At 74.7% G+C, this 25,895-nt stretch carries 22 protein-coding genes and 1 pseudogene; 6 read left to right on the plus strand and 17 right to left on the minus strand.

Features of this window, described 5'->3' with window-relative positions; translation table 11 throughout:
• Positions 1 to 70: 70 nt before the first annotated feature.
• The 3 genes and pseudogenes from ACWIZO_RS21060 to ACWIZO_RS21070 all read right to left on the minus strand — a co-directional run.
• Positions 71 to 1,720, minus strand: a complete 1,650-nt coding sequence (locus tag ACWIZO_RS21060) for a sugar porter family MFS transporter (protein ID WP_448642983.1) — start codon at positions 1,718 to 1,720, stop codon at positions 71 to 73.
• Between the two features lie 65 nt (positions 1,721 to 1,785).
• A complete protein-coding gene (locus ACWIZO_RS21065) occupies positions 1,786 to 2,241 on the minus strand; it encodes a hypothetical protein (RefSeq protein ID WP_448642984.1) in 456 nt (151 codons plus the stop codon).
• Between the two features lie 19 nt (positions 2,242 to 2,260).
• Positions 2,261 to 2,533 (minus strand): annotated as a pseudogene (locus ACWIZO_RS21070) (DeoR family transcriptional regulator); the annotation flags it as partial.
• A 32-nt stretch (positions 2,534 to 2,565) separates the two neighbouring features.
• Between ACWIZO_RS21070 and ACWIZO_RS21075 the strand changes: the two are divergent.
• The gene (locus tag ACWIZO_RS21075) at positions 2,566 to 3,795 is read left to right on the plus strand and encodes an FUSC family protein (RefSeq protein ID WP_448639575.1); all 1,230 of its coding nucleotides are present in this window, start codon (positions 2,566 to 2,568) and stop codon (positions 3,793 to 3,795) included.
• Positions 3,796 to 3,946: 151 nt separating this feature from the next.
• Here ACWIZO_RS21075 and ACWIZO_RS21080 read toward each other — a convergent pair whose 3' ends face one another.
• The 4 genes from ACWIZO_RS21080 to ACWIZO_RS21095 all read right to left on the minus strand — a co-directional run bounded on the left by ACWIZO_RS21080 (position 3,947) and on the right by ACWIZO_RS21095 (position 8,085).
• Positions 3,947 to 4,339 carry a tautomerase family protein gene (locus tag ACWIZO_RS21080; protein ID WP_448639576.1) on the minus strand — a complete coding sequence of 131 codons (393 nt, stop codon included), beginning with the start codon at positions 4,337 to 4,339 and terminating at the stop codon, positions 3,947 to 3,949.
• Between the two features lie 348 nt (positions 4,340 to 4,687).
• Entirely contained in the window at positions 4,688 to 6,181 is a 1,494-nt protein-coding gene (locus tag ACWIZO_RS21085) for a GntT/GntP/DsdX family permease (protein ID WP_448639577.1), read from the minus strand.
• A 120-nt stretch (positions 6,182 to 6,301) separates the two neighbouring features.
• Complete coding sequence (locus ACWIZO_RS21090; RefSeq protein WP_448639578.1) at positions 6,302 to 7,078, minus strand: TIM barrel protein; 777 nt, start codon at positions 7,076 to 7,078, stop codon at positions 6,302 to 6,304.
• Positions 7,075 to 8,085, minus strand: coding sequence for a Gfo/Idh/MocA family oxidoreductase (locus tag ACWIZO_RS21095; RefSeq protein WP_448639579.1), 1,011 nt, complete (start codon positions 8,083 to 8,085; stop codon positions 7,075 to 7,077). The genes ACWIZO_RS21090 and ACWIZO_RS21095 overlap by 4 nt, the downstream gene beginning before the upstream one ends.
• 112 nt (positions 8,086 to 8,197) lie before the next feature.
• Here ACWIZO_RS21095 and ACWIZO_RS21100 point away from each other — a divergent pair, with 112 nt between their 5' ends.
• Positions 8,198 to 9,199 (plus strand): LacI family DNA-binding transcriptional regulator, encoded by a 1,002-nt coding sequence (locus tag ACWIZO_RS21100; RefSeq protein ID WP_448639580.1) that lies wholly within the window; start codon positions 8,198 to 8,200, stop codon positions 9,197 to 9,199.
• 21 nt (positions 9,200 to 9,220) lie between these two features.
• Here ACWIZO_RS21100 and ACWIZO_RS21105 read toward each other — a convergent pair whose 3' ends face one another.
• Both ACWIZO_RS21105 and ACWIZO_RS21110 read right to left on the minus strand, forming a co-directional pair.
• Positions 9,221 to 11,497, minus strand: a complete 2,277-nt coding sequence (locus ACWIZO_RS21105) for a cytochrome P450 (RefSeq protein ID WP_448639581.1) — start codon at positions 11,495 to 11,497, stop codon at positions 9,221 to 9,223.
• 120 nt (positions 11,498 to 11,617) lie between these two features.
• Positions 11,618 to 12,616 (minus strand): LacI family DNA-binding transcriptional regulator, encoded by a 999-nt coding sequence (locus ACWIZO_RS21110; RefSeq protein ID WP_448639582.1) that lies wholly within the window; start codon positions 12,614 to 12,616, stop codon positions 11,618 to 11,620.
• A 181-nt stretch (positions 12,617 to 12,797) separates the two neighbouring features.
• Between ACWIZO_RS21110 and ACWIZO_RS21115 the strand changes: the two genes are divergently transcribed.
• Positions 12,798 to 12,974: a hypothetical protein gene (locus ACWIZO_RS21115; RefSeq protein WP_448639583.1), complete on the plus strand. Its 177-nt coding sequence runs from the start codon at positions 12,798 to 12,800 to the stop codon at positions 12,972 to 12,974.
• 26 nt (positions 12,975 to 13,000) lie between these two features.
• A complete protein-coding gene (locus tag ACWIZO_RS21120; RefSeq protein WP_448639584.1) occupies positions 13,001 to 13,999 on the plus strand; it encodes a sugar phosphate isomerase/epimerase family protein in 999 nt (332 codons plus the stop codon).
• 21 nt (positions 14,000 to 14,020) lie between these two features.
• Here ACWIZO_RS21120 and ACWIZO_RS21125 read toward each other — a convergent pair whose 3' ends face one another.
• From ACWIZO_RS21125 to ACWIZO_RS21135, 3 genes are all read right to left on the minus strand, one after another.
• Positions 14,021 to 15,049: a Gfo/Idh/MocA family protein gene (locus ACWIZO_RS21125; protein ID WP_448639585.1), complete on the minus strand. Its 1,029-nt coding sequence runs from the start codon at positions 15,047 to 15,049 to the stop codon at positions 14,021 to 14,023.
• Positions 15,046 to 16,053 (minus strand): Gfo/Idh/MocA family oxidoreductase, encoded by a 1,008-nt coding sequence (locus ACWIZO_RS21130; protein ID WP_448639586.1) that lies wholly within the window; start codon positions 16,051 to 16,053, stop codon positions 15,046 to 15,048. The genes ACWIZO_RS21125 and ACWIZO_RS21130 overlap by 4 nt, the downstream gene beginning before the upstream one ends.
• A 106-nt stretch (positions 16,054 to 16,159) precedes the next feature.
• Complete coding sequence (locus tag ACWIZO_RS21135) at positions 16,160 to 17,200, minus strand: LacI family DNA-binding transcriptional regulator (protein ID WP_448639587.1); 1,041 nt, start codon at positions 17,198 to 17,200, stop codon at positions 16,160 to 16,162.
• Between the two features lie 72 nt (positions 17,201 to 17,272).
• On the opposite strand from ACWIZO_RS21135, the gene ACWIZO_RS21140 reads away from it, so the two are divergent.
• Positions 17,273 to 18,109, plus strand: a complete 837-nt coding sequence (locus ACWIZO_RS21140) for an aldo/keto reductase (protein ID WP_448639588.1) — start codon at positions 17,273 to 17,275, stop codon at positions 18,107 to 18,109.
• 103 nt (positions 18,110 to 18,212) lie between these two features.
• Positions 18,213 to 19,412, plus strand: coding sequence for a phytanoyl-CoA dioxygenase family protein (locus tag ACWIZO_RS21145; RefSeq protein WP_448639589.1), 1,200 nt, complete (start codon positions 18,213 to 18,215; stop codon positions 19,410 to 19,412).
• 124 nt (positions 19,413 to 19,536) lie between these two features.
• On the opposite strand, the gene ACWIZO_RS21150 is transcribed toward ACWIZO_RS21145, so the two are convergent.
• The 5 genes from ACWIZO_RS21150 to ACWIZO_RS21170 form a co-directional block, all read right to left on the minus strand.
• On the minus strand, positions 19,537 to 20,352 hold the full coding sequence (locus ACWIZO_RS21150) for an ATP-binding cassette domain-containing protein (protein WP_448639590.1): 816 nt from the start codon (positions 20,350 to 20,352) through the stop codon (positions 19,537 to 19,539).
• 4 nt (positions 20,353 to 20,356) lie between these two features.
• Entirely contained in the window at positions 20,357 to 21,418 is a 1,062-nt protein-coding gene (locus ACWIZO_RS21155) for an ABC transporter permease (RefSeq protein WP_448639591.1), read from the minus strand.
• A gap of 59 nt (positions 21,419 to 21,477) precedes the next feature.
• The gene (locus ACWIZO_RS21160; RefSeq protein WP_448639592.1) at positions 21,478 to 22,458 is read right to left on the minus strand and encodes a substrate-binding domain-containing protein; all 981 of its coding nucleotides are present in this window, start codon (positions 22,456 to 22,458) and stop codon (positions 21,478 to 21,480) included.
• A 199-nt stretch (positions 22,459 to 22,657) separates the two neighbouring features.
• Entirely contained in the window at positions 22,658 to 23,836 is a 1,179-nt protein-coding gene (locus ACWIZO_RS21165; protein WP_448639593.1) for a Gfo/Idh/MocA family protein, read from the minus strand.
• A 22-nt stretch (positions 23,837 to 23,858) separates the two neighbouring features.
• Complete coding sequence (locus tag ACWIZO_RS21170; protein ID WP_448639594.1) at positions 23,859 to 25,796, minus strand: BCCT family transporter; 1,938 nt, start codon at positions 25,794 to 25,796, stop codon at positions 23,859 to 23,861.
• Positions 25,797 to 25,895 lie beyond the last annotated feature (99 nt).

The following is a 25,895-nucleotide window of genomic DNA, read 5'->3' on the forward strand; positions in this document are numbered from 1 at the left end:
CGCAGACCGCCGCCGCCCCCGGGGCAGGGACCCCGGGGGCGGCGGCGGTCTGTGCAGGCGCAGCGGGCGATCAGCCGCCCCGGACGCCGGCCGGGGCCTCGTGGACCAGATGCGCCGCGTCGTGCGTCCGGAAGTCGTCCTCGAGCTCCTCCAGCGTGCGCCCGCGGGTCTCCGGCGCGAACTTCTTGGCGAAGACCCACGAACCGACGTTGACGAGCGCGAAGAGCCCGAACGTCGGGGTCGCGCCCAGTGCCTCGACCAGGGGCGGGAACGCGAAGGAGATGGCCGCGTTGACCGTCCACAGGACGAAGACCGCGATGCCCATGGCGAAGCCCCGGATGGTCATCGGGAAGATCTCGCTGAGCAGCAGCCACACCAGCGTGCCGATGAACGTCTGCACGAAGAAGACGACGAGCAGCATCGCGGCCAGGATCAGGTAGCTCCGGAAGCGGGACTCCGGCAGCAGGAAGGACAGCGCCAGGATCGCGTGTCCCGCCGCGACACCGGTGAACCCGGTGAGCAGCAGGGTCCGGCGGTTGAAGTGCCCGATCAGGACGATGCCCAGGACCGTGCCGATGATCGCGACGACGCCGACGGTGATCGTGAGGATCAGCGACGCGCTGGCCCCGAGGCCGGTCGACTCCAGGATGGTCGGTGCGTAGTAGTTGACGGTGTTGATGCCGGTGGCCTGCTGGATGGTGGCCAGGCCGCAGCCGATCCACAGGATCCGGCGCATCCACGGGTAGGCCCGCAGGTCGCGCATCGCCGCGCCCTTGTCCTCGTTGACGTCGCGCTGGGCGTGCGTGGCGATGACGTCGTACTCCTCGGCCGCCTCCGCCGGGTCCCGGCTGAGGCCGAGGACGCGGCGGCTCTGGTCGAGCCGCCCGCGCACGGCGTACCAGCGGGGGGAGTCGGGGAGGAAGAACATGCCGATGAAGAGGGCCACCGCGGGGACCGTGGCGACACCCAGCATCCAGCGCCAGACGTGCGGGTCGTGGATGAGGGCGTCGAGCAGCGCGTTCATCGCGAAGGCGAGGAACTGGCCGGTCACGATCATCAGTTCGTTGATCGTCACCATGCGTCCCCGCCGGTCCGCCGGCGCCATCTCCGCCAGATAGAGCGGGCAGGTCACCGCGGCGGCGCCGACCCCGAAACCGAGCAGGACCCGGCCGGTGACCATGACGCCCACGTTGGGAGCGGTCGCGCAGATGAGCGCGCCGACCAGGAACAGCCCGGCGCAGACCAGCAGGCTGCCCTTGCGGCCGAGGACGTCGGCCAGCTTGCCGCCGAGCAGCGCGCCGAACGCCGCGCCGGGGAACAGCAGGGAGCTGACCACCAGCGCCTCGGTGGTCGAGGTCAGGTCGAGGTCGTCCTTCAGGTACAGCAGGGCACCGGAGATGACACCGGTGTCGTAGCCGAACAGCAGACCTCCCAGGGTGGAGATCACCGTCAGCTTGACGAGGAAGCGGTTGTGCGCGGGTGAGCGCTTTCCCGCGGCGGCGCTGGGACCGGAATGGCCGCCGTGGGAGGAATGGATCGCCGACATTGGCGCCTCTCTCAGGGAACAGGCCGTGTCCGGCCTGTGTGCGGAATGGGTGGCGAATCGGTCGTGCCCCCCGCTCCCGTCCTCTTCTCGAACGGGGACGCTGAGCGGAGGAGATGGCAGTCGCACGGTCGATCGGTGTTCGGGATCGCACATCTGCGGATCGGTTCCGCACATCCGGCGATCAGGGCGCGCGGGGGCGGAAGAGGACCCGGGAACGGGCCGGCGCCGGGCCTCCCGGCTCACGCGCCGACGACACGGGGGACCACCCCCGCCCGGTCCAGGGCGGCGGCGAGCCCGGCGGGGAGCCGGCGGTCGCAGACCACCGCCGTCACCCGGTCCGGCGGTGCGACCAGGGCCGGCGCGGAGGTCCGGAGGGTCTCGGGCGTGGTCACGAGGACGACCTCGTCGGCGATGTCGAGGAGGCGGCGCTGCACGCCGGCCTCCGCCGGCGTCTGGGCGTACAGGCCGCGGGCGTCGACGGCGGCCGGGGACACGACGAACGTCCGCGCCCGGAGCTGCGCGACCGCGGCCTCCGTCGTCGGTCCCACGCGGGAGGGCCCGCGCGATCGCCAGGCCGGTCGTCCCCGCGTCGACGGCGACGGTGTCACGGTGGCCGACGAGCCCGGCGGCGTGCCGCGCGACGCGTCCCTGCTCCTCGGTGCAGGCCTCCCCCGGGAGGACGCGGCGGAGCTCACGCGGGGGGAGGCTGGCCCCGCCGTGCACCGGACGTACCCGGCCGGCCGCCTGCAGGCGGTGCAGGTCGCGCCGGACGGTCATCTGCGAGACCGCCGGCTGGCGGGCGAGGTCGGCGACGGACACGAAGCCGAGGGCGTGCAGCGTGGACACGATCCAGGCCTGGCGGTCCGCCGCGCGGCGGCCCGGACCGGGGCCGGTCACGGCCGGCCCCCGGGGTGCGCGGACGTCGGGTGCGCGGACGTCGGGTGGGCGGACGTCGGGTGCGCGGACCCCGCGCGGCGAGCCGGGCACCGGTGACGCCGGGGATCACCGACCATGACGGGGTGGAGCCATGGCGCCGGCGGATCGGGGGGCACGCCGCCGGGTTGCTGCTCCTCGTGCGCGGACGCGGTCGCTCGGCCGCCTCCCGCGCGGCCCGCATGACGGGGGCGACGGTCGCGGCCTTCCTCGTCGCCCAGGGCGTGGGGCTGCACACCCCGCCGCCCCTGATCGCCGCGCTCACCGCCCTGCTCGTGGTGCAGGCGACCCTGAGCAGCACGCTCCTGCACGGCGTCCAGCGCGTGCTCAGCGTCGTGTCGGGAGTGGCCCTGGCCGTGCTGTTCGCCGCCGTCGTGGGGCTCACCTGGTGGAGCCTCGCGGCGCTGGTGGGCGCCTCGATCCTGGCCGGTCAGCTGCTCCGGCTGGGCCCGCACCTGGTGGAGGTCCCGATCAGCGCGATGCTCGTGCTGGGTGCGTCGGGCGCGGAGGAGGTCGGCAGCGGGCGCGTCGTCGAGACGCTCATCGGGGCGGCCGTCGGGGTGCTGGTCAACGTCGTCTTCCCGCCGGCGGTCCAGACGCGGTACGCGATGCAGGCGCTGGAGCGCTTCGCCGAGGAGATCGCCTGCCTCCTGCACGACGCGGCGGCGGACCTGCGCGCCGGTCCCGCGACCGTGGAGCAGTCGACCCGCTGGCTGGAGGACGCCCGCCGGCTCAACCGGCACGCCCCACGGGTGGACCGCGCGCTGGCCCACGCCGAGGAGAGCCGCCGGCTCAACGTCAGGGCGCTGCGGGTCCCGCCGGTCGGCAGGGGGGCGCGGAGGGGCCTGGACACCCTCGAGCACGCCTCGGTGTCGCTGCGCACCCTGTTCCGGGCCGTCGACGACGCCACCCGCGAGCGGACCGGGGTCGACGAGGACGCCGGCTACGCCGACGTCGTCCGGCAGACCGTGGCCAGCCTGCTGGAGCGGATGGGCACCGTGGTCCGCGAGTTCGGCCGCGGGCTCGTCGCCGAGGCCCGGGGCGCCGCGGGCGCCGAGCAGGACCGGCTGGCCGGGGCGCTGGAGGCGCTGCGCAGCGGCCGGGCGCTGGTGCAGGACCTGCTGATCGGCGACCCGCGCAGCCACTCGGGCCTGTGGGAGCTCAACTCGACCCTGCTGGCGACCATCGACCGGGTGCTCGACGAGTTCGGCCCGGTCACCGACCCGCCGGCGCGACCCGCGGAGGCCTCCCGGGCCCGGTGGGCCGCCGTGACGGCGGGACAGCGGCTGCGCGCGGCCCGCCGCCCGACGACCTGACCCGGCGGCAGGGTGCGGACGCGCCGGTCGGCAGGGGGTGCCGGACGTCGGCTCGCACGACGGCGCCCGTGCGGACACGTGCTCCTCCAGGGGAACGGGACGGCGGTGAGAGGGACGGCGGTGAGAGGTGCGGGCCCCGCAGGGGGCTCGCTCAGAGGTCGCCGTCGAGGAACTGGGCGCGCCCGAGGCCGAAGGACCAGTCCTCGCGGGTGTTCGTGGCGACGGAGACGACCAGGTCGCCGGGCGAGAGGCCGGTGACCTCCTGCAGGTGGCTGGCGAGACCGGCGTAGAGGGCCCGCTTCTGCTCCTCCGACCGGCCCTGCTGGAAGACCTGCAGGACGACGAGGTCGTCGGTGCGCTCGATGCCCAGGCCGGTGTCCTCGCAGATGAGCTGCCCCGGCCGGTGCTCGGTGATCACCTGGTACCGGTCCCCCGGCGGCGCGGCGAAGACGTCGAGCACGACGTCCTGGACGGCGTCGGCCAGGCGCCGGAGCTGCTCGGGGCTGCGCCGCCCCTCGACGACGTCGATGCGGACCAGCGGCATGGCGGGCTCTCCAGGGGTGGCGGCGGGAGGTCCGGCGTGGCGCCGGCCACACAACTATGTCAGGACATTAAGACTTAGTGAAGAGGCCGGGGGGATTTCCCGGGCACGCCGAGAGCCGGTCGCCGGGGTCGGCGACCGGTGGACACGCACCCGGCCCCGCGCCCGGGTCACGGGAACGGGGCCGCCTCCTCCCCTCGGACCGGGACGCGGCCGGTGCCGGCAGCACGGTGCGGCACGCGGGCCGACGGGGTGGTCAGGACGGGCCCGACCGCACGCCCGTCACCGGCCCCGGACGAGCAGGGGCCGGACGAGCAGGGGCCGGACGACCAGGGGCCGGACGACCAGGGGTCAGACGACCAGCGACAGCACGAGCACCGCCAGCAGCCCGACCACCGAGATCAGCGTCTCCATGACCGACCAGCTCTTGATGGTCTGGCCGACGGTCATCCCGAAGTACTCCTTGACCAGCCAGAAGCCGGCGTCGTTGACGTGCGAGAAGAACACCGACCCGGCGCCGATGGCGAGCACGAGCAGCGCCACGGTCGAGGCGTCGAGGCCCTCGGCCAGCGGGGAGACGATGCCGGCCGCGGTGATGGTGGCGACCGTCGCCGACCCGGTGGCCAGCCGGATACCCACGGCCACCAGCCAGCCCAGCACGAGCACCGACAGGTTCAGGTCCTCGGCGAAGCGGCCCACCAGGTCGCCGACGCCGGCGTCGATGAGCACCTGCTTGAACCCGCCGCCGGCGGCGACGATGAGCAGGATGCCGGCGATGCCGGGCAGCGAGCCGCCGAGGGTGGCCGAGATCCGCTCGCGGCCGAACCCGACGGCGGTGCCCAGGGTGAACATCGACACCACGACGCCGGCCAGCATCGCGATCACCGGCGTCCCGATGACGTCGAGGAACGACCGCAGCCCGTTGCCCTCGTCGAGGGTGAGCTCGCCGATCGCGCGCAGCAGCATGAGCAGCACCGGCAGCAGGACGGTGAGCACCGTGGCGCCCAGCCCCGGCCGGCGGCGCGGCGCGGTCCGCGGGTCGTCGCCCAGGGCGTCCACATCGCGCGGGTCGTCGACCCCGCCGGCCCCGGTGGCCGGCCGCCCGGCCGGGGTGGCCTCGCGCGGCTCGTCGCCGGTGGTGGCCCGGTCGCCGACGCCGGCGCCGACCAGCGCCCGAGGCGCGGCGAGCGGGACCCGGCGGCTGATGAACTCGCCGAACAGCGGGCCGGCGACGACGACGGTGGGGATCGCGGCGATCAGCCCGAAGATCAGCGTGCGGCCGAGGTCGGCGCCCAGCGCGTCGATGGCCACGAGCGGGCCGGGGTGCGGCGGCACCAGGCCGTGCAGCACCGACAGGCCGGCGAGCGCCGGGATGCCCACGCGCAGCACCGGCTGGCGGGTGTTGGCCGCGGCCAGCAGCACGATCGGCACCAGCAGGACGACGCCGACCTCGAAGAACAGCGGGATGCCGATGAGGGCGGCGACCCCGCCCATCACCCACGGCAGCCGGCCGGGCGGGACCCGGTCGGTGAAGGCGTGCACGACCGCGTTCGCGCCGCCGGACTCGGCGAGCATCCCGCCGATCATGGCGCCCAGGGCGATGAGCAGCCCGACGCCGCCGACGGTGGTGCCGACGCCGCCGCTGAAGCTGGTGACCACGTCCGTGGGGGCCACGGCCGCGACCGCGCCGAGCACCCCGGACCCGATGATCAGAGCCAGGAACGGGTGCACCTTGAGCCAGGTGATGAGCACGACGACGGCGGCGATGCCCAGCAGCGCGGCGAGCACCAGCTGCCAGTCGTTGCTGGTGTGCTCGATCGCCTCGGCGGCCAGCAGGTGCGCCATGAGGATGCCTCCCCGTCGGGGTCCGGACGTCGGGGGCCGGGACGCCGCGCCCCTGCTCGAGAACGTAGCGGCCCCGGACGCACCCGACGACCGCGCGCCCGCGCCCCGCGGGTGCGGCGGTCAGGAGTAGGCGGCCCGGAAGGAGGAGAGGGCGGCCTCCGGGTCGCCCGACGCCCAGCCCTCCAGCGCGACGACGCCGTCGTAGCCGAGGCGGTCGAGCGCGGCGGCGACCGCCGGGTGGTGGATCTCCCCCGTGCCCGGCTCGCACCGCCCCGGGACGTCGGCCACCTGGATCTCCCCGACCAGCGGCAGCGCCCGCTCGACCAGCGCGACGAGGTTCCCCTCCCCGATCTGGGCGTGGTAGAGGTCGAGGTTCAGCCGCAGGTGCGGGTTGCCCACGGCCTCCACCAGCGCGATCGTGTCGGCGGCCCGGGCGAAGGGGGTGCCGGGGTGGTCGACGGCGGTGTTGAGGTTCTCCAGCGTGAACACGCGCCCGGCCCGCTCCCCCAGCGCCGCGAGCCGCTCCAGCGTGCGGGCGGCGGTCAGCCACATGGCGGGGGTCACGACCTTGGCGGGGACGACGGGCAGCCCGCGGCCGTCGAGCCCGGTGCCGTGCACGTTGAGCCGTGGGCAGTCCAGCCGCTCGGCGACCGCCAGCGAGCGCTCGGCGGTGCGCAGCAGCTCCGCGGCGCCGTCGGGGTCGGCCAGCGTGCCGGTGACGTAGCCGGTCATCGACGAGAACGTCGCGCCGGTGGCGACCAGCCCGTCGACGTCCTTCGCCGTCCAGTCCCAGATCTCCACCTCGAAGCCGAGCCCGGCGATGCGCCGCACCCGCTCGGCGAACGGCAGGTCGAGGAAGAGCATCTCGGCCGAGGCGGCCAGCCGATGGCGGCTCACCGCGCCACCCGCACGGTGGCGCCGGCGCGCACCGACTCCGCCGCGGCGAGCGCGATCGCCAGCGCCGCGCGGGCGTCCTCACCGGTCACCGGGGCCGGGGTCCCACTGCGGACGGCGTCGACGAAGGCGGCCAGCTCGGCGGTGTAGGCGCCGGGGAAGAGCTCCTGGTCGCCGCGGACGGTCTCGACCAGCCGCCCGGCCGGCCCCGAGAAGGCCAGGCCGGTGCGCCGGCCGTCGCCCATGGTCGCCATGCCGCCCGAGCCGAGCACCTCCCCGCGGACGTCGTAGCCGTAGGACGCCTCGAAGCACGCCTCGGCCACCGCCAGCGCGCCGTCGTCGAAGCAGACCGTGACCACTGCGGTGTCGAGCAGCCCGCGGTCCCGCCAGCCCGGCTCCACCAGCGCGTCGGCGACCGCGTGGACCTCGACCGCCTCGGCGCCGGGGTGCAGGTAGCGCAGGGTGTCGAAGTCGTGGATCAGCGTCTCGAGGAAGATCGTGTCCGGCAGGACGCGTGCGGGGTCGAAGCCGCCGGGGTCGCGGGTGAGCGAGCGCAGCAGCCGGGGTGTGCCCAGCGTCCCGGCGTCCAGCAGCGCCCGGGCGCCCCGCCAGTCCGCGGCGAACCGCCGGTTGAAGCCAACCTGCAGGACCACGCCCGCGGTGCGGGCCGCGTCGATCGCCCGGTCGGCGTCGGGGAGCGTGACCGCCATCGGCTTCTCGCAGAAGACGTGCCGCCCGGCGCCCGCTGCGGCCACCACCAGGTCGGCGTGCGACCGGGCCGGCGCGGCGACGACGACCGCGTCGACGTCCGGGTCGTCCCACAGCTGCGCCACGTCGGTGTACGCCCGGCCGGCACCGAGCGCGCCGGTCAGCCGCTCGGCGGCACCCGGCGCGGGGTCGGCCACGGCGGCCAGCCGCGCGTGCGGGAGCCGCAGGGCGAGCGTCTCGGCGTGGAAGGCGCCCATCCGCCCCGACCCGACCAGGGCGACGCCCACGGTCCCGTTCGTCATGACGACTCCTCCTCTAGAACGTTCTAGGTGACTGTCAGGGTGACGCCGGTGGTCCTGACCCGTCAAGGGCAAGCGACTAGAACGTTCTAGCGGATCGGGCTACGCTCGCCCGGTGCCGCAGACAGGGGCCGACCGGAGGCCGACGCTGGCCGACGTCGCTGCCCGGGCCGGCGTCTCCACCGCCCTCGTGTCGATCGTCATGCGCGACGCGCCGGGCGCCAGTGCCGCGACGCGGGAGCGGGTGCGGCGTGCCGCGGACGAGATCGGCTACCGCCCCGACACCCGCGCCCGCCTGCTGCGCAGCTCCCGCAGCCGGCTGCTCGGCGTGGTCTTCGGGGTCCAGCACGCCTTCCACGGCGACCTGCTGGCCGGGCTCTACGACGCCGCCGAGGAGGCCGGGTACGAGCTGGCCCTGAGCGCCGTCACGCCGGGGCGCGGCGAGCAGCGGGCGGTCGACAGCCTGCTGCAGGACCGGTGCGAGGCGCTCCTGCTCCTCGGCCCGCAGACGCCCACGGCCGCGCTCACCGACCTGGCGGCCCGCCTGCCGGTCGTCGTCGTCGCCCGTCCGGTGCGCTCCTCGACGGTGGACGTCGTCCGCACCGCCGACGACGAGGGCCTGCGCCTGGCGGTCGACCACCTGGTCGGGCTCGGCCACCGCGACGTCGTGCACGTCGACGGCGGACGGGCGCCCGGCGCGGCGGAACGCCGGCGCGGCTACCGGGAGGCGGTGCACCGCCACGGCCTCGACGCCCGGTACGTGACCGGCGGCCTCACGGAGGACGACGGCGCCGCCGCCGCGCGTGCCCTGCTCGCCGGACCGCCGCCGAGCGCCGTCACCGTCTTCAACGACCGCTGCGCGGTGGGCGTGCTGGACGTCCTGCGGCGGGCGGGCCGCTCGGTGCCGGGTGACCTGAGCCTGGTCGGCTACGACGACAGCCGCCTGGCGCGGCTCTCCTCGGTCGACCTCACGTCCGTCGCCCAGGACGTCGAGCGGCTGAGCACCCTGGCGGTGCGGCGTGCCCTGGCCCGGCTGGACGGGGTCCCCGTCGGGCAGCGTGAGCTCGTCGTCCCGCCCCGGCTCGTCGTCCGGAGCACCACCGCCCCGCCGGGCTGAGCGCGGGACGGGGCGGCAGCCTCAGAGGTCCAGCACCAGCCGGTCCGTGCGGGCACGGGACACGCAGATCATCATGCAGGTGTCCGCCGCGCGCTCCTCGCCGGAGAGGACCGAGTCGCGGTGGTCGGGCCGGCCCTCGAGGACGGCGGTCTCACAGGAGCCGCAGGTGCCCTCCGTGCAGGAGGAGAGGACGCCGACGCCCGCCTCCTCGACGACCGACAGGATCGAGCGGTCCGGCGGCACGGACAGGGTCAGCTCGCTGCGCCGCAGCACGACCTCGAACGCCTCCGACCGCACCGGCTCGGCCAGCGGCCGGGCCGAGAACCGCTCGACGTGCAGCGCGCCGGCCGGCCAGGGAGCGCACCGCTGCTCGACGGCCGCCAGCAGCGGCTCGGGGCCGCAGCAGTAGACGCGGGTGTCGGCCTGGGGAGTGCCGAGCAGCGCGTCGAGGTCGAGCAGCCCGGTCTCGTCCTGGGGGCGCACCGACACCCGGTCGCCGTAGCGGGCGAGCTCGTCGAGGAAGGCCATCGAGGCCCGCCGCCGGCCGCCGTAGACCAGGCGCCAGTCGGCGCCGGCGGCCTCCGCGGCCCGGATCATCGGCAGGATCGGCGTGATGCCGATGCCCCCGGCGATGAACAGGTACCGGGGCGAGGGGTGCAGGGGGAAGTTGTTGCGCGGGCCGCGCACGCGGACGACGTCGCCGGGCTGCAGCCGGTCGTGCACGTGGGAGGACGTGCCCCGGCTCTCCGGCTCGCGCAGGACGCCCACCCGCCACGCGTGGGAGTCGGCGGGGTCGCCGCACAGGGAGTACTGCCGGGTCGGCGCGGCCGGCGGGAGCGCGTCGCCGAGGAGCAGGTCGACGTGCGCGCCGGGCTCCCACGGCGGCAGCGGGGTGTCGTCGACCTGCCGCAGGGTGAGGGTCACCACCCCGTCGGCGACCGCGCGCTTGTCCTCCACGCGGACGTCGGCCTCGAACTCGCTGGCCACCACGGTGGTCGAGGTGGTCCGGTGCTGCACGGTCTCGACGTGCCCGGTCTCGACGTGCGCGGTCCCGAGGTGCGCCGGGTGGCGCGCTGCCCCGCCCACCGGGAACGACAGCAGCAGGGAGTCCCAGACGTACATGTTCGGCGTGGTCCTGTACCGCACCGGCGGCGCGGCGAGGGTGTAGTCGCCCAGCACGGGCAGCGCCTCCTCCAGCGCGACCCTGGCCTCCAGCCGCGCGAGCGGCGCGCCCAGGCAGCCGTGCCGGCCCTCCCCGAAGCCGAGGTGGCGGGCCACGCCGCGGGTGACGTCGAAGCGGTCGGGGTCCGCGAACCGGCGCTCGTCGCGGTTGGCCGCCCCGTAGACCAGCACCACCCGGCCGCCCGCGGGGATGGTCACCCTGTGCAGGGTGACCTCCCGGGAGGTGGTCCGGCCGACGAGCTGCAGCGGGCTGGAGTGGCGGATGGTCTCCTCGACCGCCGCGGGGACGAGCGAGGGGTCCCGGCGCAGCAGCTCGCGCTGGTCGGGGTTCTCGGCGAGCAGCTTGAACAGCGAGCCCGTCAGCCCCGCGGTGCTCTCCACCCCGCCGAGGAAGAGCACCATCATCAGGCCGAGGATCTCCGAGGCCGGCGTCAGGTGCTCGTCGGCGAACGGCACCCCGCCGATCTCGGCCTGCACCAGGGCGCTGACGACGTCGTCGCGCGGGTGCGCCCGCCGGTCCTCGAGCAGGTCGACGAAGTAGCGCTGGATGCCCTCGGTGGCGGCCTTGGCGACCGGGGTCAGGCTGGGGTCGTCCGGACGGCGGTCCTTGAGCTCGTGCACCCAACGGTCGAGCTGCGCGCGCCCCTCCTCCTCGGCGCTGGGCAGCCCGAGCACGGTGAAGAAGACCTCGTTGGGCATCGGCCAGGCCAGCTCCTGGGCCAGGTCGACCGTGCCCCGGTCCCGCCAGCGCGCCACCAGCCGGCGAACGACGGCGCGGATCGCCGCCTCCTTGTCGCCGATGCGGCGCGGCAGGAAGTGCGGCTGGATGACCGCGCGCACCTGGTCGTGGCGCGGGTTGTCGATGTCGGGCAGGAACCCGGGGCCGCTCTGGTCCTTGGCGGTGTCGTCGATGTCGATGCCCTCGAAGCTCCGGAAGGTGTCCGGGTCGGTGGCGGCAGCCCGGACGTCCTCGAACCGGGACAGCGCCCACCAGTTCCACTTCTCGCTGTGGAAGACCGGGGCCTCCTCCCGCATCCACCGGTACACGGGGTACGGGTCGGCCTGGAACTCCGGGCTGAAGGGGTCGTACTCCATCGTGGTCGGGGCGGTGGTCATGTCGGTCTCCGCGGTCGCGTGAGGTGGCCAGGACGGCGCGGCGGTACCGGTGCGCCGCGCGCTTTTGAAGCGCTTCAAACGTCAGGGTGACGGGTGGCGGGCGTCACCGTCAAGGGACCGTCAGGACGAGGCCGGCGGACTCGTCGTCCCCCGGACGACGAGGTGCGGGGGGACGACCACCTCGCGCTGCTCCGTGCGGCCCTCGTCCAGCCGCTCGACCACCGCCGCGACCGCCAGCCGGGTCAGCTGCACGGAGTCCTGGCTGACGGTGGTCAGGTCGATGTGGGCCAGCCGGGAGAGCGGGCTGTCGTCGTAGCCGACGACGGAGACCTCCCCCGGCACGTCGACCCCGCGGCGCAGCAGGGCGTCGAGCAGGCCCACCGCGGAGGCGTCGTTGTAGGCGACCACCGCCGTCGGGCGGACGTCCGACCCGAGCAGGGTGCGCGCCGCGCGGGCGCCGGACTCCTCCCCCGGGTCCCCGCCCACGACCTGCAGGTGCTCCCCCAGTCCCCGGCGGCGCATCGCCCGCTCGTAGCCGCGCCGCCGCGCGGTGGCGATCGGTCCACGACCGCCGTCGACGTGGGTGATGCGCCGGTGCCCGAGGCCGGCCAGGTGCTCCACGGCCTGCGCCACGCCCTCGTCGTCGGCAGCCCGGACGACGTCGACGCCGTCGGCCGACACCGGGCGTCCGACGGCGACCACCGGCACCTGCCGGGCCAGCGCGGTCAGCCGGGCGGCGGGCGCGTTCGGCCCCAGCAGGACCAGGGCCTCGCACCGCGAGTCGAGCAGCGTCTCCACTGCCCGCCCCTCGTCCCGGGTGCGGGTGACCGTGCTCAACACCAGGTCGTACCCGTGCTCCTCGGCCGCCTCGTGGACGTCCTCGACCAGTTGGGCGTGGAACGTGCTGCGGACGTCCATCACGACGCCGATCAGCCGGCTGCGCCTGCGGGCCAGCAGGCTCGCGGCGCGGTCGGGCCGGTACCCCAGCCGGGCCGCGGCGTCCAGCACGCGCTCGCGGGTGCCGCTGCTCGGCCCCGGGGAGCCGCGCAGCACGAGGGACACCGTCGCCGGCGAGACCCCCGCCTCGGTGGCGACGTCCTGCAGCCGGGGACGGCGCACCTGCTCCTCGCCGCTCAGGTCGGACCACCCCGCTCCCTTGACACCACCACGGTCCGCTGCTGTGATCGACGCCATCCTTGAAGCGCTTCAAGCGCCGTCGGGCGAGCCGACCACCGCGCGCAGCGTGCCACGCCGGCGGGGATCCCCCGTCCATCGAGCTCCGTGTCCCGGGAGGACGGCCATGTCCCAGCAGCCCCTGTCCGTGTCCCAGCAGCCCTGTCCGTGGCGGTGGTCGGCGCCGGGACGGCCGGCCGCAGCTCCGCCGCCCGGTACCGCCCAGGTGGACACCGTCCTCGGTGAGTGCCTCCGGGCCGTCGTGCAGTCCGACGGCGCCGCCGTCGCCATCCCCACCCACTGACCCACCGACCGGGAGGCCGAACCCCGATGTCCCTCAAGCTGGGCGCCTACACCGCCTGCCTGCACGACCGTCCCCTGGCCGAGGCCCTCGACGTGCTGCAGGCCAACGGTCTGACCTCGGTCGAGGTCAACACCGGCGGCTTCATCCCCTCGCCGCACTGCCACGTCGACCTGCTGCTCTCCTCCGAGCAGGCCCGCCGCGACTACCTGGACACGTTCGCGTCGCGCGGGATGGAGCTGACCGGGCTCAACTGCAACGGCAACCCGCTCAACCCCCTGCCCGGGGTCGGCCCCAAGCACGCCAACGACCTGCGCCGCACCATCGAGCTGGCCGGGCTGCTGGGTGTGCGCACCGTCGTCACGATGTCGGGCACCCCCGGCTCGGACCCCGACGCCAGGTACCCGTCCTGGGTGGTCAACCCGTGGGACGGCGTCTACCTGGACGTATTGGACTACCAGTGGGGCGTGGCCTCCGAGTTCTGGACCGGGATCGACGCCCTGGCCCGCGCCCACGACGTCCGGGTGGCCATCGAGATGCACCCGCACAACCTGGTGTTCTCGCCGGTCACGCTGCGCCGGCTGGTCGACACCGTCGGCGCCACCAACGTCGGCGCCGAGATGGACCCCTCGCACCTGATGTGGCAGGGCATGGACGTCGTCGCCTGCATCCGCGACCTCGGCCCGCTGGTGTTCCACGCCGCCGCCAAGGACGCCGCCATCACCCCCGGGGTCGGCATCCGCGGCGTGCTCGACACCTCGTTCACGCGGGTGCCCGCCGACGCCCCCGGCAGGGTGCCCACCGGCTACGGCTCCTGGTGCAGCGCGTGGCCGGAGGACCCGGCGTGGCGGTTCGTCGCCGTCGGCGTGGGCCACGACGTCGACTGGTGGACCGAGTTCCTCCGCGCGCTGGCCGAGGTCGACCCGGACATGGCGGTCAACATCGAGCACGAGGACGCCGCCCACGACCGTCTGGAGGGCCTGTCCCTCGCCGCGGAGACCCTGCGCGCCGCGGCGGAGGAGGTGTAGCGCCCCTCCCCTCCCCGGCCGTCAGGCCGGCGGGGCGGCCGTCGTGCGGGGCCGTGTCGGGAGCCCGGCCAGCCGGTAGCACCGGTCGATCAGCGTCATAGTCGCGACCGCGTCGTCCGGGCCGGTCGGCACCGGCGGGCCGCCCCGCACGGCGGCCGCGAACGCCTCCAGCTGGTAGGTGTAGGACGACCGGGTGCCCAGGTGCTCGGTGCGCTCGCCGTCGGGGGTGCGCACCAGCACGCGGTCGTCGCGGGCCGGCTCGACGAACGCCGGCGCGGTCGCCTCGCCGCGGGTGCCGACGATCCGCAGGGAGAAGTCCCGCTCGGGGTGCACCATGCTGCAGCGCACCGTCGCGGTGGCGCCGGACGGGAAGGACAGGTCGACGTCGAGCCACTCGTCGACGCCCGGGGCCCCGGCGCGCTCGCCGGCCCGCGCGGCGACGACCTCCGGCTCGCCGCCCGTCCAGGGCGCCAGGCTGCGCGCGGCGTGCAGGCCGTAGCAGCCGAGGTCCATGAGGGCGCCGCCGGCCAGCTCGAGCGACCAGCGGGGGTCGCCGTCGTCCGGCGGGAGCATGGCGATGGTGGCCTCGACGGAGACGAGGTCGCCCAGCTCGCCGGTGTCCACCAGCTCCAGCATCCGGCGCATGACCGGGTGGTGGAGGTGGTGGAAGCCCTCCACGACCGTGACGCCCGCACGCCGGGCGGCGTCGCGGACCTCGGCGGCCTCCGCCGCGTCGGAGGCGAACGGCTTCTCCGAGAGCACGTGCTTGCCGGCCTCGATCGCGGCGAGGTTCCACGGTCCGTGCAGCGCGTTGGGCAGCGGGTCGTAGACGGCCTCCACCTCCGGGTCGGCGAGGACGTCGGCGTAGGAGGGCAGCACGCGCTCGACGCCGTGCGCGCGGGCGAACGCCTCGGCCCGGCCCCGGTCGCGGGCGGCGATCGCGACCAGCCGGTGGCCGGTGGCCCGCGCGGGGACGGCGATGGCGCGCTCGGCGATCCGTGCGGCGCCGAGCACCCCGATCCGCAGCGGGCCGGCCGCGTCCGCCGTCACCGGTACAGGGCCGGCTGCTCGGGGAGCTCCACCGCCACGCGGCTCCCGGTGTGCAGGGACTGCAGCGCCGCGTCGGAGACCACCTGCGCGACGTGGCCGTCCCAGGCGCTGGGCCCCTGCGGCGGCCGCCCGCCGGCGACGGTGTCGACCCACTCGCGCAGCTCGACGTCGTAGGAGAGGGCGAAGCGCTCGCGCCAGTCGCCCGGGACCAGCCCGGCGACGGTGCCCTCGCGGCGGATGGTCACCGGCGCGGGTGTGGCCAGCTCGACGGTGCCGGTCTCCCCGGACACCTCGCAACGGATCTCGTAGCCGTAGTGGACGTTGACCGACACCTCGACGTCGACGAGCACGCCGTCGGCCATCTCGAACAGCACCAGCAGCGGGTCCTGCAGCTCGCCGCCGCGGCTGCTCCTGCGCGGGGTCAGGACCCGCACGGCGGCGATCTCGGTGCCGAGCAGCCAGCGCAGCTCGTCGATCTCGTGGACGGCGGTGTCGGCGATGGACATGTCGCGGGTGTAGTGCGGGGGCACCGAGGCGTTGCGGTGCGCGCAGTGCACGAGCAGCGGCGCGCCGATCGCGCCGTCGTCCACCGCCTGCTTGAGGGCCCGGTGGGCGGGGTCGTAGCGGCGGTTGAAGCCGACCTGCACCAGCCGGCGGCCGGCGGCGACCTCCGCCTGCACGATCCGTAGGCAGGACTCCTGGGTAGGGGCCAGCGGCTTCTCGCAGAACACCGGCTTGCCGGCGGCGACGGCGGCGAGCACGTACGGCTCGTGGGTCGGCCCCCAGGAGGTGACGACGACGGCGTCGACCGCGTCGGAGGCGATCAGCTCCTCGCCGCTGGGCAGGGCCTTGGCGGCCGGCAGCCGCGCGGCCACGGCCGCGGCGCGGTCGGCGTCCGCGTCGGCCACCGCCACCACCCGACTGCCCCCGGGACCGCCGTCGAGCCGGCGGACGTGCTCCTGGCCGATCATGCCGACCCCGACGACCCCGACGTCCAGCCCCACGACGGCCTCCTCGACTCCGCTGCGCCCGACTCCGCTGCGCCCCACGCGGTCCGCGCCGGGTCCAGGTTCCGCGCTCGGCGGAGCGCAGGTCAACGGCGGGAAGCCCTCAAGAACCCCTCAGGACCTCGGCGGGGACGTTGTACGGCGTGACCACCTGGACCCCCGAGTGCCAGGACCGCGGCGTGCCCGGCAGCCCGCCGTGGGCCTGCATGACCACGTGGCAGGCGCGGCGCAGGTCCAGGGCCAGGTCGTGGTGCAGCACCGCGGACAGCCGCCCGGCCCGCAGCAGGGCGACGTTCTCGGCGTCCAGGTCGTGGGCGACGAAGGCGCGGCAGGCCCGCCCGGCGTCGGCGAAGGCCGCGACGGTCGCGGCGTTGCCGCCGGCGGCGTACATCGAGTAGACGCCGGCGATGCCCGGGTCGGCGGCCAGCGTCTCCCGGACCAGCTCGCGCAGCACGTCGTCCTCCCCGGTGGCGTCCACCAGGTCGACCTGTCGCCGGCCGGGGCGCAGCGACCGGGTGGTCGCCCGGAAGCCCATCTCGCGGTCGTCCTCGCCGCGGAAGGTGCCGGTGCCGCGGGTGACGAGGACGGCGGCGGCGTCGGGCAGCCACTGGTCGAGCAGGTAGGCCGCGGTCGCACCCGCCGCCCGGTTGTCCAGGCCGACGTAGGCGACCCGGCGGCTGGTGGGCAGGTCGGTGGCCAGCGTGACCACGGGGATCCCGGCGTCGGCCAGCCGCTCGACCGCGGCCACGACCGGTGGGCAGTCGGGGGCCTTCAGGACGACGCCCTGCGACCCGCGCCGCGCGATCCCGTCGAGCGTGGCGGCCAGCTCGGCGACCGGCGGGGCGTCGGCCAGGTGGAACCGCGCCCGGAACGTCGCCGGCCGGACCAGCGGCAGCTGCGACTCCAGGGCCGCCCGGACCGCGGCGGAGAACCGGTCGGGCGCGTCGACCACCAGGTCGAGGAGGAACGTGCGCCCGGTCAGCCGCACCTGCGAGCGCTGCCGGTCCAGGTCGGCGATGGCGCGGTGCACCTCCTGCACCGTGCTCTGCCGCACCCCGCCACGCCGGTTGAGCACGCGGTCGACCGTCGCCTCCGACAGGCCGGCCTGGCGGGCGATCTCGCGGACGGGGTACGGGTGGGCCACGCGGGCAGTCTGACGGGTTCCTGACGGGTCGCCGAGGTTGCCCGGCAGCCGGGCGCTCACCAGGCTGAGGGGATGACCGCCGTCCCCACCGTCCGCCTCCACAACGGTGTCGCGATCCCCCAGCTCGGGCTGGGCACCGCCCGGCTCCCCGACGAGGAGACGCGGCGGGTCGTCGGCGAGGCGCTCGAGGTCGGCTACCGGTTCGTCGACACCGCCGCCAGCTACGAGAACGAGCGCGGTGTCGGGCGGGCGCTCGCCGCGGCGGGCCTGCCGCGGGAGGAGGTGTTCGTCTCCACCAAGCTGCGCGGGCGGGAGCAGGGGTTCGCCGAGGCCAAGCAGGCGCTGCGGTCGAGCCTGGACCGCCTCGGCCTCGACCACGTCGACCTCTACCTCGTCCACTGGCCGCTCCCCCGGCTGGACCGCTACGTCGAGTCGTGGCTGGCCATGGAGGAGCTGCTGGCCGAGGGGCTCACCCGGGCCGTCGGGGTGTCGAACTTCCTGCCCGAGCACCTCGACCGCCTCGCCGCCGCGAGCTCGACCGTGCCGGCGGTGAACCAGATCGAGTGCCACCCGCGGGAGCCGCAGCTCGCGCAGCGCGCCGACGACGCCCGGCGCGGCATCGTCACCGAGTCCTGGTCACCGCTGGCCACCGGCGGGGAGCTGCTGGCCTCCCCGGTGCTGGCCGGGATCGGCGCCCGGCACGGCCGGACCCCGGCGCAGGTGGTGCTGCGCTGGCACGTGCAGCAGGGGCTGGTGACCTTCCCCAAGGCGTCCTCGCGCGCCCGGCTGGTCGAGAACCTCGACGTCTTCGACTTCGCGCTCACCGACGAGGACCTGGCCGGCATCGCCACGCTCGCCGACGGCACCCGCGTCAACGGCCAGTACCCGGACTCCTGGGAGGAGTTCTGACCCTCCCGGCGTGAGGGGTTCTCGAGGGGTCCCCGACCTTGTGGGTCCCGCAGCGGCCGGTCAGGCTCGGGGGCACCTCACCCCGCACAGGAAGGACGGCGCCATGGCCGCACCGGTCACCGCCCGGACCACCCCCGGCTGGTTCACCGCCGACGACTGCCGCCTGGCCGACTTCCGGGCCGTCGTCGAGACGACCACCGACCTGGCCGCGTACCCGCACGCCGACGAGGTGCGGGAGGGCGTCCTGGTGTACGGGTCGCGGCTGCGCGACGCCGTCGCCGGCCCGGACGGGCGCCGGGAGGTGCAGGCGGAGCTCGCCCGCGCGCTCGCCGACGGTCCGGGGATCGTCGTCTTCGCCGGCGCCTTCCCCGACGCCGGCGTGGTCGACCGGGCCACCGCCGTCTTCGAGGCGCTGATCGCCGAGCAGAAGGCCGCCGGCGTCGCAGGCGGGGACCACTTCGCCAGGCCCGGGGCCAACGACCGCGTCTGGGGAGCGCTGGACAAGTTCGCCGTCCGCGACCCGGAGGCCTTCGCCGACTACTACGCCAACGACGTCCTCGCCCTGGTGTCCGAGGCGTGGCTGGGCCGCGGCTACCAGGTCACCAGCCAGGTCAACGTGGTCAACCCCGGCGGGCAGGCGCAGGTCGCCCACCGCGACTACCACCTCGGCTTCATGTCCGAGGAGCAGGCGCTGGCCTACCCCGCCCACGTCCACCGGCTCTCCCCGGTGATGACCCTGCAGGGGGCGGTCGCGCACTGCGACATGCCCGTGGAGACCGGCCCGACGATGTACCTGCCGCACTCGCAGAAGTACGCCCCCGGCTACGTCGCCTTCCACCGGCCGGAGTTCACCGCCTACTTCGACGAGCACTTCGTGCAGCTGCCGCTGCGCACGGGCGACGCCGCCTTCTTCAACCCGGCGCTGTTCCACGGTGCGGGCACCAACCGCTCGGCCGACGTGCGCCGCATGGCCAACCTGCTGCAGGTCTCCTCCGCGTTCGGGCGGGCGATGGAGACCGTCGACCGGACCGCGATGTGCCGCGCCCTCCACCCGGTCCTGCGCGCCCGCAAGGCCGCCGGCGCGGACGAGCGCGCGCTGCGCAACGCCGTCGCCGCCTCCGCGGAGGGCTACGCCTTCCCCACGGACCTCGACCGCGACCAGCCGATCGGCGGCCTGGCCCCCGAGACGCAGGCCGAGCTGGTGTGGCGGGCGCTGCAGGAGGACTGGTCACCCCAGGCCCTGGACGCCGAGCTCACCGCCCAGGCCGGGCGGCGCGCCGGCGGGGCGGCCCGGGACGGCTGACCCGCGTCCCGCGCCGACGATCCACGGAGGAGGACCGGTGGCAGACCTGGACACGGCCCCGCCGGCCGGGTCCCGAGGAGGACCCGGCCGGCGGGGCCGGTGTGGGGACGCCGTGGTCGGCGGGTCAGCGCTTGAGCTCGTGCTGGAGCTCGGCGAGCTCCTGGCCACCGGCCATCTCGGTGGTGAGCTCCTCGAGGGTGACCTCCGAGCGCTTCTTGTCCAGCACCCGCCGGCCCAGCTTGAGGATGATGAAGTGGTCGCCCACCAGGTAGGCGTGGTGCGGGTTGTGGGTGATGAAGACGACCCCGAGGCCGGCGTCGCGGGCCGCGGCGGTGTACTTGAGCACCACGCCCGACTGCTTGACGCCGAGGGCCGCCGTCGGCTCGTCGAGGATGAGCACCCGCGCGCCGAAGTACACCGCCCGGGCGATCGCGACGCACTGCCGCTGGCCACCGGAGAGGGTGCCGATCGGCTGGTTGATGTCCTTGACGACGATGCCCATCTTCTGCAGCTCGGCGTCGGCGATCTCCCGCATGGCCTTGATGTCCAGCGGTGCGAGGGGGTACTTCCCCTTGCGGATCTCCGAGCCCAGGAAGAAGTTGCGCCAGACCTCCATCAAGCCCACCACCGCGAGGTCCTGGTAGACGGTGGCGATCCCGGCGTCCAGGGACTCGCGCGGCGAGGAGAAGTGCCGCTCCTGCCCGTCGACGCGCAGGGTGCCCTCGGTGTGCCCGTGCAACCCGGATATGATCTTGATGAGGGTGGACTTTCCGGCGCCGTTGTCCCCCAGCACGCAGGCCACCTCCCCGGCGTTGACCGTCAGGTTGATGCCCTCCAGCGCGCGGATGGCGCCGTAGCTCTTGCCCACGCCCTCCATCTCGACCAGGGGCGTGCCCCTGGCCAGGTCGCTGGCGGCGTGTTCGGCGATCGTGTCGGTCACGTCGTCACCTCCTCTGGGCGGCGTAGTTCTTGATGTACAGGTTCACCAGCACCGCGAGCAGCAGCATCACGCCGAGGAAGGCGCGGAACCAGTTGGGGTCCCAGCCGGCGTAGACGATGCCCTGGGTGGTCATGCCGAAGATGAACGCGCCCAGCGCCGACCCCACCGCCGAGCCGTAGCCGCCGGTCAGCAGCGCGCCGCCGACGACCGCGGCGATGATGTAGATGAACTCGTTGCCGACACCGAGGCCGGCCTGCACGGTGCTGAAGTTGAACAGCAGGTGCATCCCCAGGAACCAGGCCAGGAACGCCACGCCCATGAACAGGCCGATCTTGACCTTGCGCACCGGGACGCCGACCGCGCGGGCGCTGGCGTCGTTGCCGCCCGAGGCGGTGACCCAGTTGCCGGTCCGGGTGCGCAGCAGCAGCCAGGAGCCGATGGCCACGAACAGCAGCCACCACAGCACCGTGACCTTCAGTGTGATGAAGCCCAGGTCGATGTCGCTGGCGAAGACCGCCTTGGCGCTGGCGAACCCGTCGATGGCGCTGGTGTTGGGGGTGGCCACCGTGCCGGTGACCAGCTTGGTGACGCCGAGGTTGACGCCCTGCAGGATGAAGAACGTCGACAGCGTGATCAGGAAGCTGGGGATCCCGGTGCGCACCACGAGGTAACCGTTGACGAACCCGATGGCCAGGGCGATCACCAGGCTGACCACCACACCGACCCACATGTTCAGGCTGAACTGGTAGGTCAGCATCGCCGCCGACAGCGCCGCGGAGGTCACCGCGACACCGGCGGAGAGGTCGAACTCCCCGCCGATCATCAGCAGCGCCACGCCGACCGCGACGATGCCGATCGTCGAGGAGGCGTAGAGCACCGTCGCCAGCGCCGGCAGTGTCCGGAACGGCTCGGCCACGGCGTAGAAGAAGATGAAGATCACGATCGCCGCGGCCAGCGCGCCGACCTCCGGACGACCCAGGACGCGGGAGACCAGCGACCGTTCGGCGCGGCCCGGCGGTGTGGCCGCGGGCGCGGTGGGCGGCTTGGCCACCACGGATGAGCTCATGGCGTGCTCCAGACTCGGTGGGACGGAGGCCGGGGGGAGCCGGGTCCCCCCGAGCGGGCTTACCGGGTGTTGTTCTTCGCGTACTCGACGATCGGGCCGATGTTGCTCTCGTCGACGACGGACGGACCGGTCAGCACCGGGCCCCCACCGCCGATGTCGTTGCCGTTGGTCAGGTTCAGCCACAGGGCCGTCACGGCCATGTAGCCCTGGACGTAGGGCTGCTGGTCGACGGAGAAGGCGATGCCGCCGCTCTGGATCTGCTCGGCGACGTCGGCGTTGAGGTCGAAGGTCTCGATGTTGGCCTGGCTGCCCGCGTCGGCCTTGGCCTGCTGGGCGGCCAGCGCGATGTCGGCACCCAGGGCCACAACGTTGGTGACCGAGGCGTCCTGCTGCAGCTTGGCCCCGATGGTCTGCTGCACGGCCGGCAGGTCGCGGCCGTTGACGTAGAGGACCTCGGTGTCGGGGTTGGTCGCCGCCACACCGGCGCACCGGGCCTCGAGCTGCACCTGCCCCTGCTCCTGGATGACGCAGACGGTGTGCCCCGGCGTCTCCTGGGTGATCTTGGTGCCGACGGTCTGCCCGGCCAGGTCCTCGTCCGAGCCGAAGTACATCGAGACACCGTAGTTCCGGTAGTCGTTGATGCCGGCGTTGAACGCGACGACGGGGATGCCGGCGTCGACGGCCTTCTGCACGTTGGGGCCGATGGCGTCGGGGGTGGGCAGCGTGGTGGCCAGCCCGTCGACCCCGCTGTCGATCGCGTTCTGGATGAGCGTCGACTGCTCGCCGGCGTCCTGGTTGTTCGAGTAGTTCAGCGTGATGTTGTGGTTCGCGGCCGCCGCCTCGGCGCCGTTGCGGATCTTGTCCCAGAACGTGTCGCCGGGGGCCTCGTGCGTGACCATCGCGACGGTGAAGCTCTCACCCTCGGCAGCGCCTCCGCCGCCCTCGTTCTGGGCACCGCCCTTGCTGCTGCACGCGGCCAGCGCCACGGTCGCAGCGCTGACTGCCACGACCGCCTGCAGCGATCTCCGGGTGCTCCTCATGCGCCTCTCCTCGTCGAGTCGGCCACCGTGCTGGCGGCCCGCAGTCCGCCCGGTGCCGAACTCGGCCTCGGCGCTGCAGCGGTCATGTCCTTACATGCGGACATGTGCAATGTGACATGGCCCACGAGCAGCGTCAAGGGTGCTCCGGTCGGCTCCCCGTGCCCAGAGGGCGACGCCTGGGCGCCGGCCGCGCCGCAGGTCACACCGCCGGGACGTCGACCCGTCGCCCTTCGGCCGCCGACGCGGTGAGGGCGTCGAGGACCACCGCGGCACGGACGGCATCGGGCAGGCCTGCGCCGTGCGGCTCCCCCGTCGCGACGGAGGCCAGCGCGCAGCGGGCCTCGACGACCTTGAGGTCGTCGTAGCCCATCGGGTTGCCCGGCCCGGGCTGGAAGGCGGCGTACTCGCCCGCGCCGGGCCCGACCAGGACGGTGGCCACCGGCTGGTCCTGCGCGGCCGGTCCGCGGCTGACCTGCAGCTCGCCCATCCGGCGGTAGTCCCAGGCCAGGCGCCCGGCGGTGCCGTGCACCTCGAACCCGTAGGCGTTCTGCTCGCCCACCGCCACCCGGCTGGCCTCGAGCGCCACCCGCGCGCCCGAGGACAGCCGCAGCAGGGCGGCCACGTGGTCGTCGTTCTCGACCCGCCCGGGGACGCCGTCGACCGCCAGCGCGTGCCCGGCGGTCGGGACGCTCGGGCGCAGCCGTTCCGGGACGAAGACGGCGGTGTCGGCGAGCACGGAGGTGACCTCGGCGCCCAGGACGTGGCGGACCAGGTCGACGGCGTGCGAGGCGAGGTCGCCCAGGACGCCGTTGCCGCCGCGGGCGCGCTCGTACCGCCAGGTCAGCGCCCCCTCCGGCGCGGCGGCGTAGTCGCTGAGGAACGCGAAGCGGGCGTGGGTGACCCGCCCGATCTCCCCGGCGGCCACCAGCTCGCGGGCGAGGGCGACCGCGGGGGCGTGCCGGTAGTTGAACCCCACGACGCCCTGCACGCCCGCGGCGGCCGTGGCGTCGGCGACCGCCCGCGCGTCGTCCGCGGTGAGCCCGACCGGCTTCTCGATCCACAGGTGCCGGCCGGCCTCGGCGACCGCGACACCGATCTCCCGGTGCAGCCAGTTGGGCGCGGTCACCGACACCAGCTCGACCTCCGGGTCGGCGAGCAGGTCGCGCCAGTCCGTGCAGCCGCGCACGAAGCCGAACCGGTCGGCGGCCTCGGCGGCCCGGCCGGGGACGTCGTCGGCGACGGCCACCAGCCGGGGCACGACGCCGAGGTCGGGGAAGTGGTGCCGGACCCGCGCGTGGGCCCGGGCGTGGACCCGCCCCATCCAGCCGAAGCCGATGACGCCGATCCCGATGCTCCGCGCGGTGCCGGCCGTCTCCACGTGCTCCCTCCGGCCGGCGCGGCTAGCCGAGTGGCCCGCGCGGCCGGCCGGGGACCCGCACGCCGGGATCGCCCTGCCGCGGGACGACCGGACCGGCCTCCGGCAGCCGGCGCCCGTCGGTCCCGTGCGCGAGGACCGAGGAGGGAGGGTCGTGGTGCGGGCCCCCGGCCGGTGCGGGGGTCGCCTCGGAGGCGGGGGGCAGGTCGGCGAGCGGCAGGTCGGCGGGCGGCGCCGGCTGCACGGCCAGGTCGAAGTGGTCGCCGTGCCGGGTGATCCCGTGGACGACGGCCCGCTCCACGGCCACGCTGGCGTAGGCGCCGCGCAGGACCACCGGGTCGCGGCGCAGGTCCTTGACCAGGGCCACCGCCATCCCGACCATGACCACGGCGAACGGCAGCGCCGCGATGATCGTGAGGTTCTGCAGCCCGGTCAGGGCCTCGCCCTCCTCCCCCAGCAGCAGCATGATCGCCGCGACGGCGCCCATCACGACGCCCCAGAAGACGACCACCCACCGGCTCGGCTCCAGGGTGCCGCGCTGGGACAGCGACCCCATGACGATGGACGCGGCGTCGGCGCCGGAAACGAAGAAGATCGCCACCAGGACCATCACCAGCACCGTGGCCGCGGTGGCCAGCGGGTACTGCTCCAGGACGCCGAACAGCTGCCCCTCCGTGGTGCCCTGCCCGGCGATGTCGACACCGCCGCGCTGGACGGCGATGCCCGCCCCGCCGAAGACGGCGAACCACAGCAGGCTGACCACGCTGGGCACCAAGAGCACGCCGGTGACGAACTGGCGGATGGTGCGCCCGCGGCTGATCCGCGCGATGAACAGCCCGACGAACGGCGTCCAGCTGATCCACCAGGCCCAGTAGAAGACCGTCCAGCCGCGCAGCCAGGTGGCCATGGGGTCGCCGCCGGTGGCCTCGGTGCGGGCGGCCATCGCCCCCAGGTCGGAGAAGTAGCTGCCCAGGGCGTCGGGGAGCAGGTTGAGGATGAACACCGTCGGGCCGGCCACGAAGACGAACACGGCGAGGGTCAGGGCCAGCACCATGTTCGTGTTGGACAGCCACTGGATCCCGCGCTCGATGCCGGAGACCGCGGAGGCGACGAAGGCCGCCGTCAGCACCGCGATGATCCCCACCAGCACGCCGTTGCCGACGTCCCCGGCCCAGCCGAGGATCTCCACCCCGCTGCCGATCTGCAGCGCGCCCAGGCCGAGCGAGGCGGCCGAGCCGAACAGCGTGGCGAAGATCGCGAGGACGTCGATCACGCGGCCCGCCGGGCCGGAGACCCGCCGCTCGCCGAGCAGGGGGACGAACGCCGCGCTGATCAGCTGCCGGCGTCCGCGGCGGAAGGTGCCGTAGGCGATGGCCAGACCGACGACGGCGTAGAGCGCCCACGGGTGCAGCGTCCAGTGGAACAGCGTCGTGGCCATCGCCGTCTCGACGGCCTCGGGCGTCTCGGCGCCGACGGTGAGCGGCGGCGGGGACACGTAGTGCGCCAGCGGCTCGGCGACGCCGTAGAACATCAGGCCGATGCCCATGCCGGCGCTGAACATCATCGCCACCCACGAGATGGTGCGGAACTCCGGCCGCTCGCCGTCGTGGCCCAGGGGGATGCGGCCGTAGCGGCTGGCCGCCAGCCAGATGACGAAGACGACGAAGGACGTGGCCAGGAGCACGAAGAACCAGCCGAGGTTGCCCGTGACCCAGTTGAGCGCCGACCCGCTGGCGGTGCTCAGGCCCGAGGGGCTGAGGAAGCCCCAGACGACGAAGCCGAGGGCCATGACCGCGGCGACGGCGAACAGCACCTTGTCGACGTCCCAGTGCCGGTCGGCCACGGACGGCGGTGGCTCGGCGATGGCGGGATGTGTCCCGGACACGGAGACGTCCCGCGCCCGGACGGGCGGCGTGCCGTTCGGGCCGGGATCGGCGGTCGGCTCGTGACCTGCTTCGTTCATGGCGCTCCCCAGGGTGTGGCGCGTCCCGCGACGGGCCGGACGGGGCCGGTGGTCACCATGAGTCTGGCGGGAGTCGCCCCAGACCTGAAGACACCGGCA

The organism is Geodermatophilus sp. URMC 63 (assembly GCF_053502565.1).

Excerpts from the sequence above, each read along its gene's own strand:
- ACWIZO_RS21060 (WP_448642983.1), bottom strand. The coding sequence starts at position 1,720 with ATGTGCGGAACCGATCCGCAGATGTGCGATCCCGAACACCGATCGACC.
- ACWIZO_RS21080 (WP_448639576.1), bottom strand. The coding sequence starts at position 4,339 with ATGCCGCTGGTCCGCATCGACGTCGTCGAGGGGCGGCGCAGCCCCGAG.
- ACWIZO_RS21085 (WP_448639577.1), bottom strand. The coding sequence starts at position 6,181 with ATGGCGCACCTGCTGGCCGCCGAGGCGATCGAGCACACCAGCAACGAC.
- ACWIZO_RS21095 (WP_448639579.1), bottom strand. The coding sequence starts at position 8,085 with ATGACGAACGGGACCGTGGGCGTCGCCCTGGTCGGGTCGGGGCGGATG.
- ACWIZO_RS21105 (WP_448639581.1), bottom strand. The coding sequence starts at position 11,497 with ATGACCACCGCCCCGACCACGATGGAGTACGACCCCTTCAGCCCGGAG.
- ACWIZO_RS21115 (WP_448639583.1), top strand. The coding sequence starts at position 12,798 with ATGTCCCAGCAGCCCCTGTCCGTGTCCCAGCAGCCCTGTCCGTGGCGG.
- ACWIZO_RS21120 (WP_448639584.1), top strand. The coding sequence starts at position 13,001 with ATGTCCCTCAAGCTGGGCGCCTACACCGCCTGCCTGCACGACCGTCCC.
- ACWIZO_RS21140 (WP_448639588.1), top strand. The coding sequence starts at position 17,273 with ATGACCGCCGTCCCCACCGTCCGCCTCCACAACGGTGTCGCGATCCCC.
- ACWIZO_RS21145 (WP_448639589.1), top strand. The coding sequence starts at position 18,213 with ATGGCCGCACCGGTCACCGCCCGGACCACCCCCGGCTGGTTCACCGCC.
- ACWIZO_RS21155 (WP_448639591.1), bottom strand. The coding sequence starts at position 21,418 with ATGAGCTCATCCGTGGTGGCCAAGCCGCCCACCGCGCCCGCGGCCACA.
- ACWIZO_RS21160 (WP_448639592.1), bottom strand. The coding sequence starts at position 22,458 with ATGAGGAGCACCCGGAGATCGCTGCAGGCGGTCGTGGCAGTCAGCGCT.
- ACWIZO_RS21170 (WP_448639594.1), bottom strand. The coding sequence starts at position 25,796 with ATGAACGAAGCAGGTCACGAGCCGACCGCCGATCCCGGCCCGAACGGC.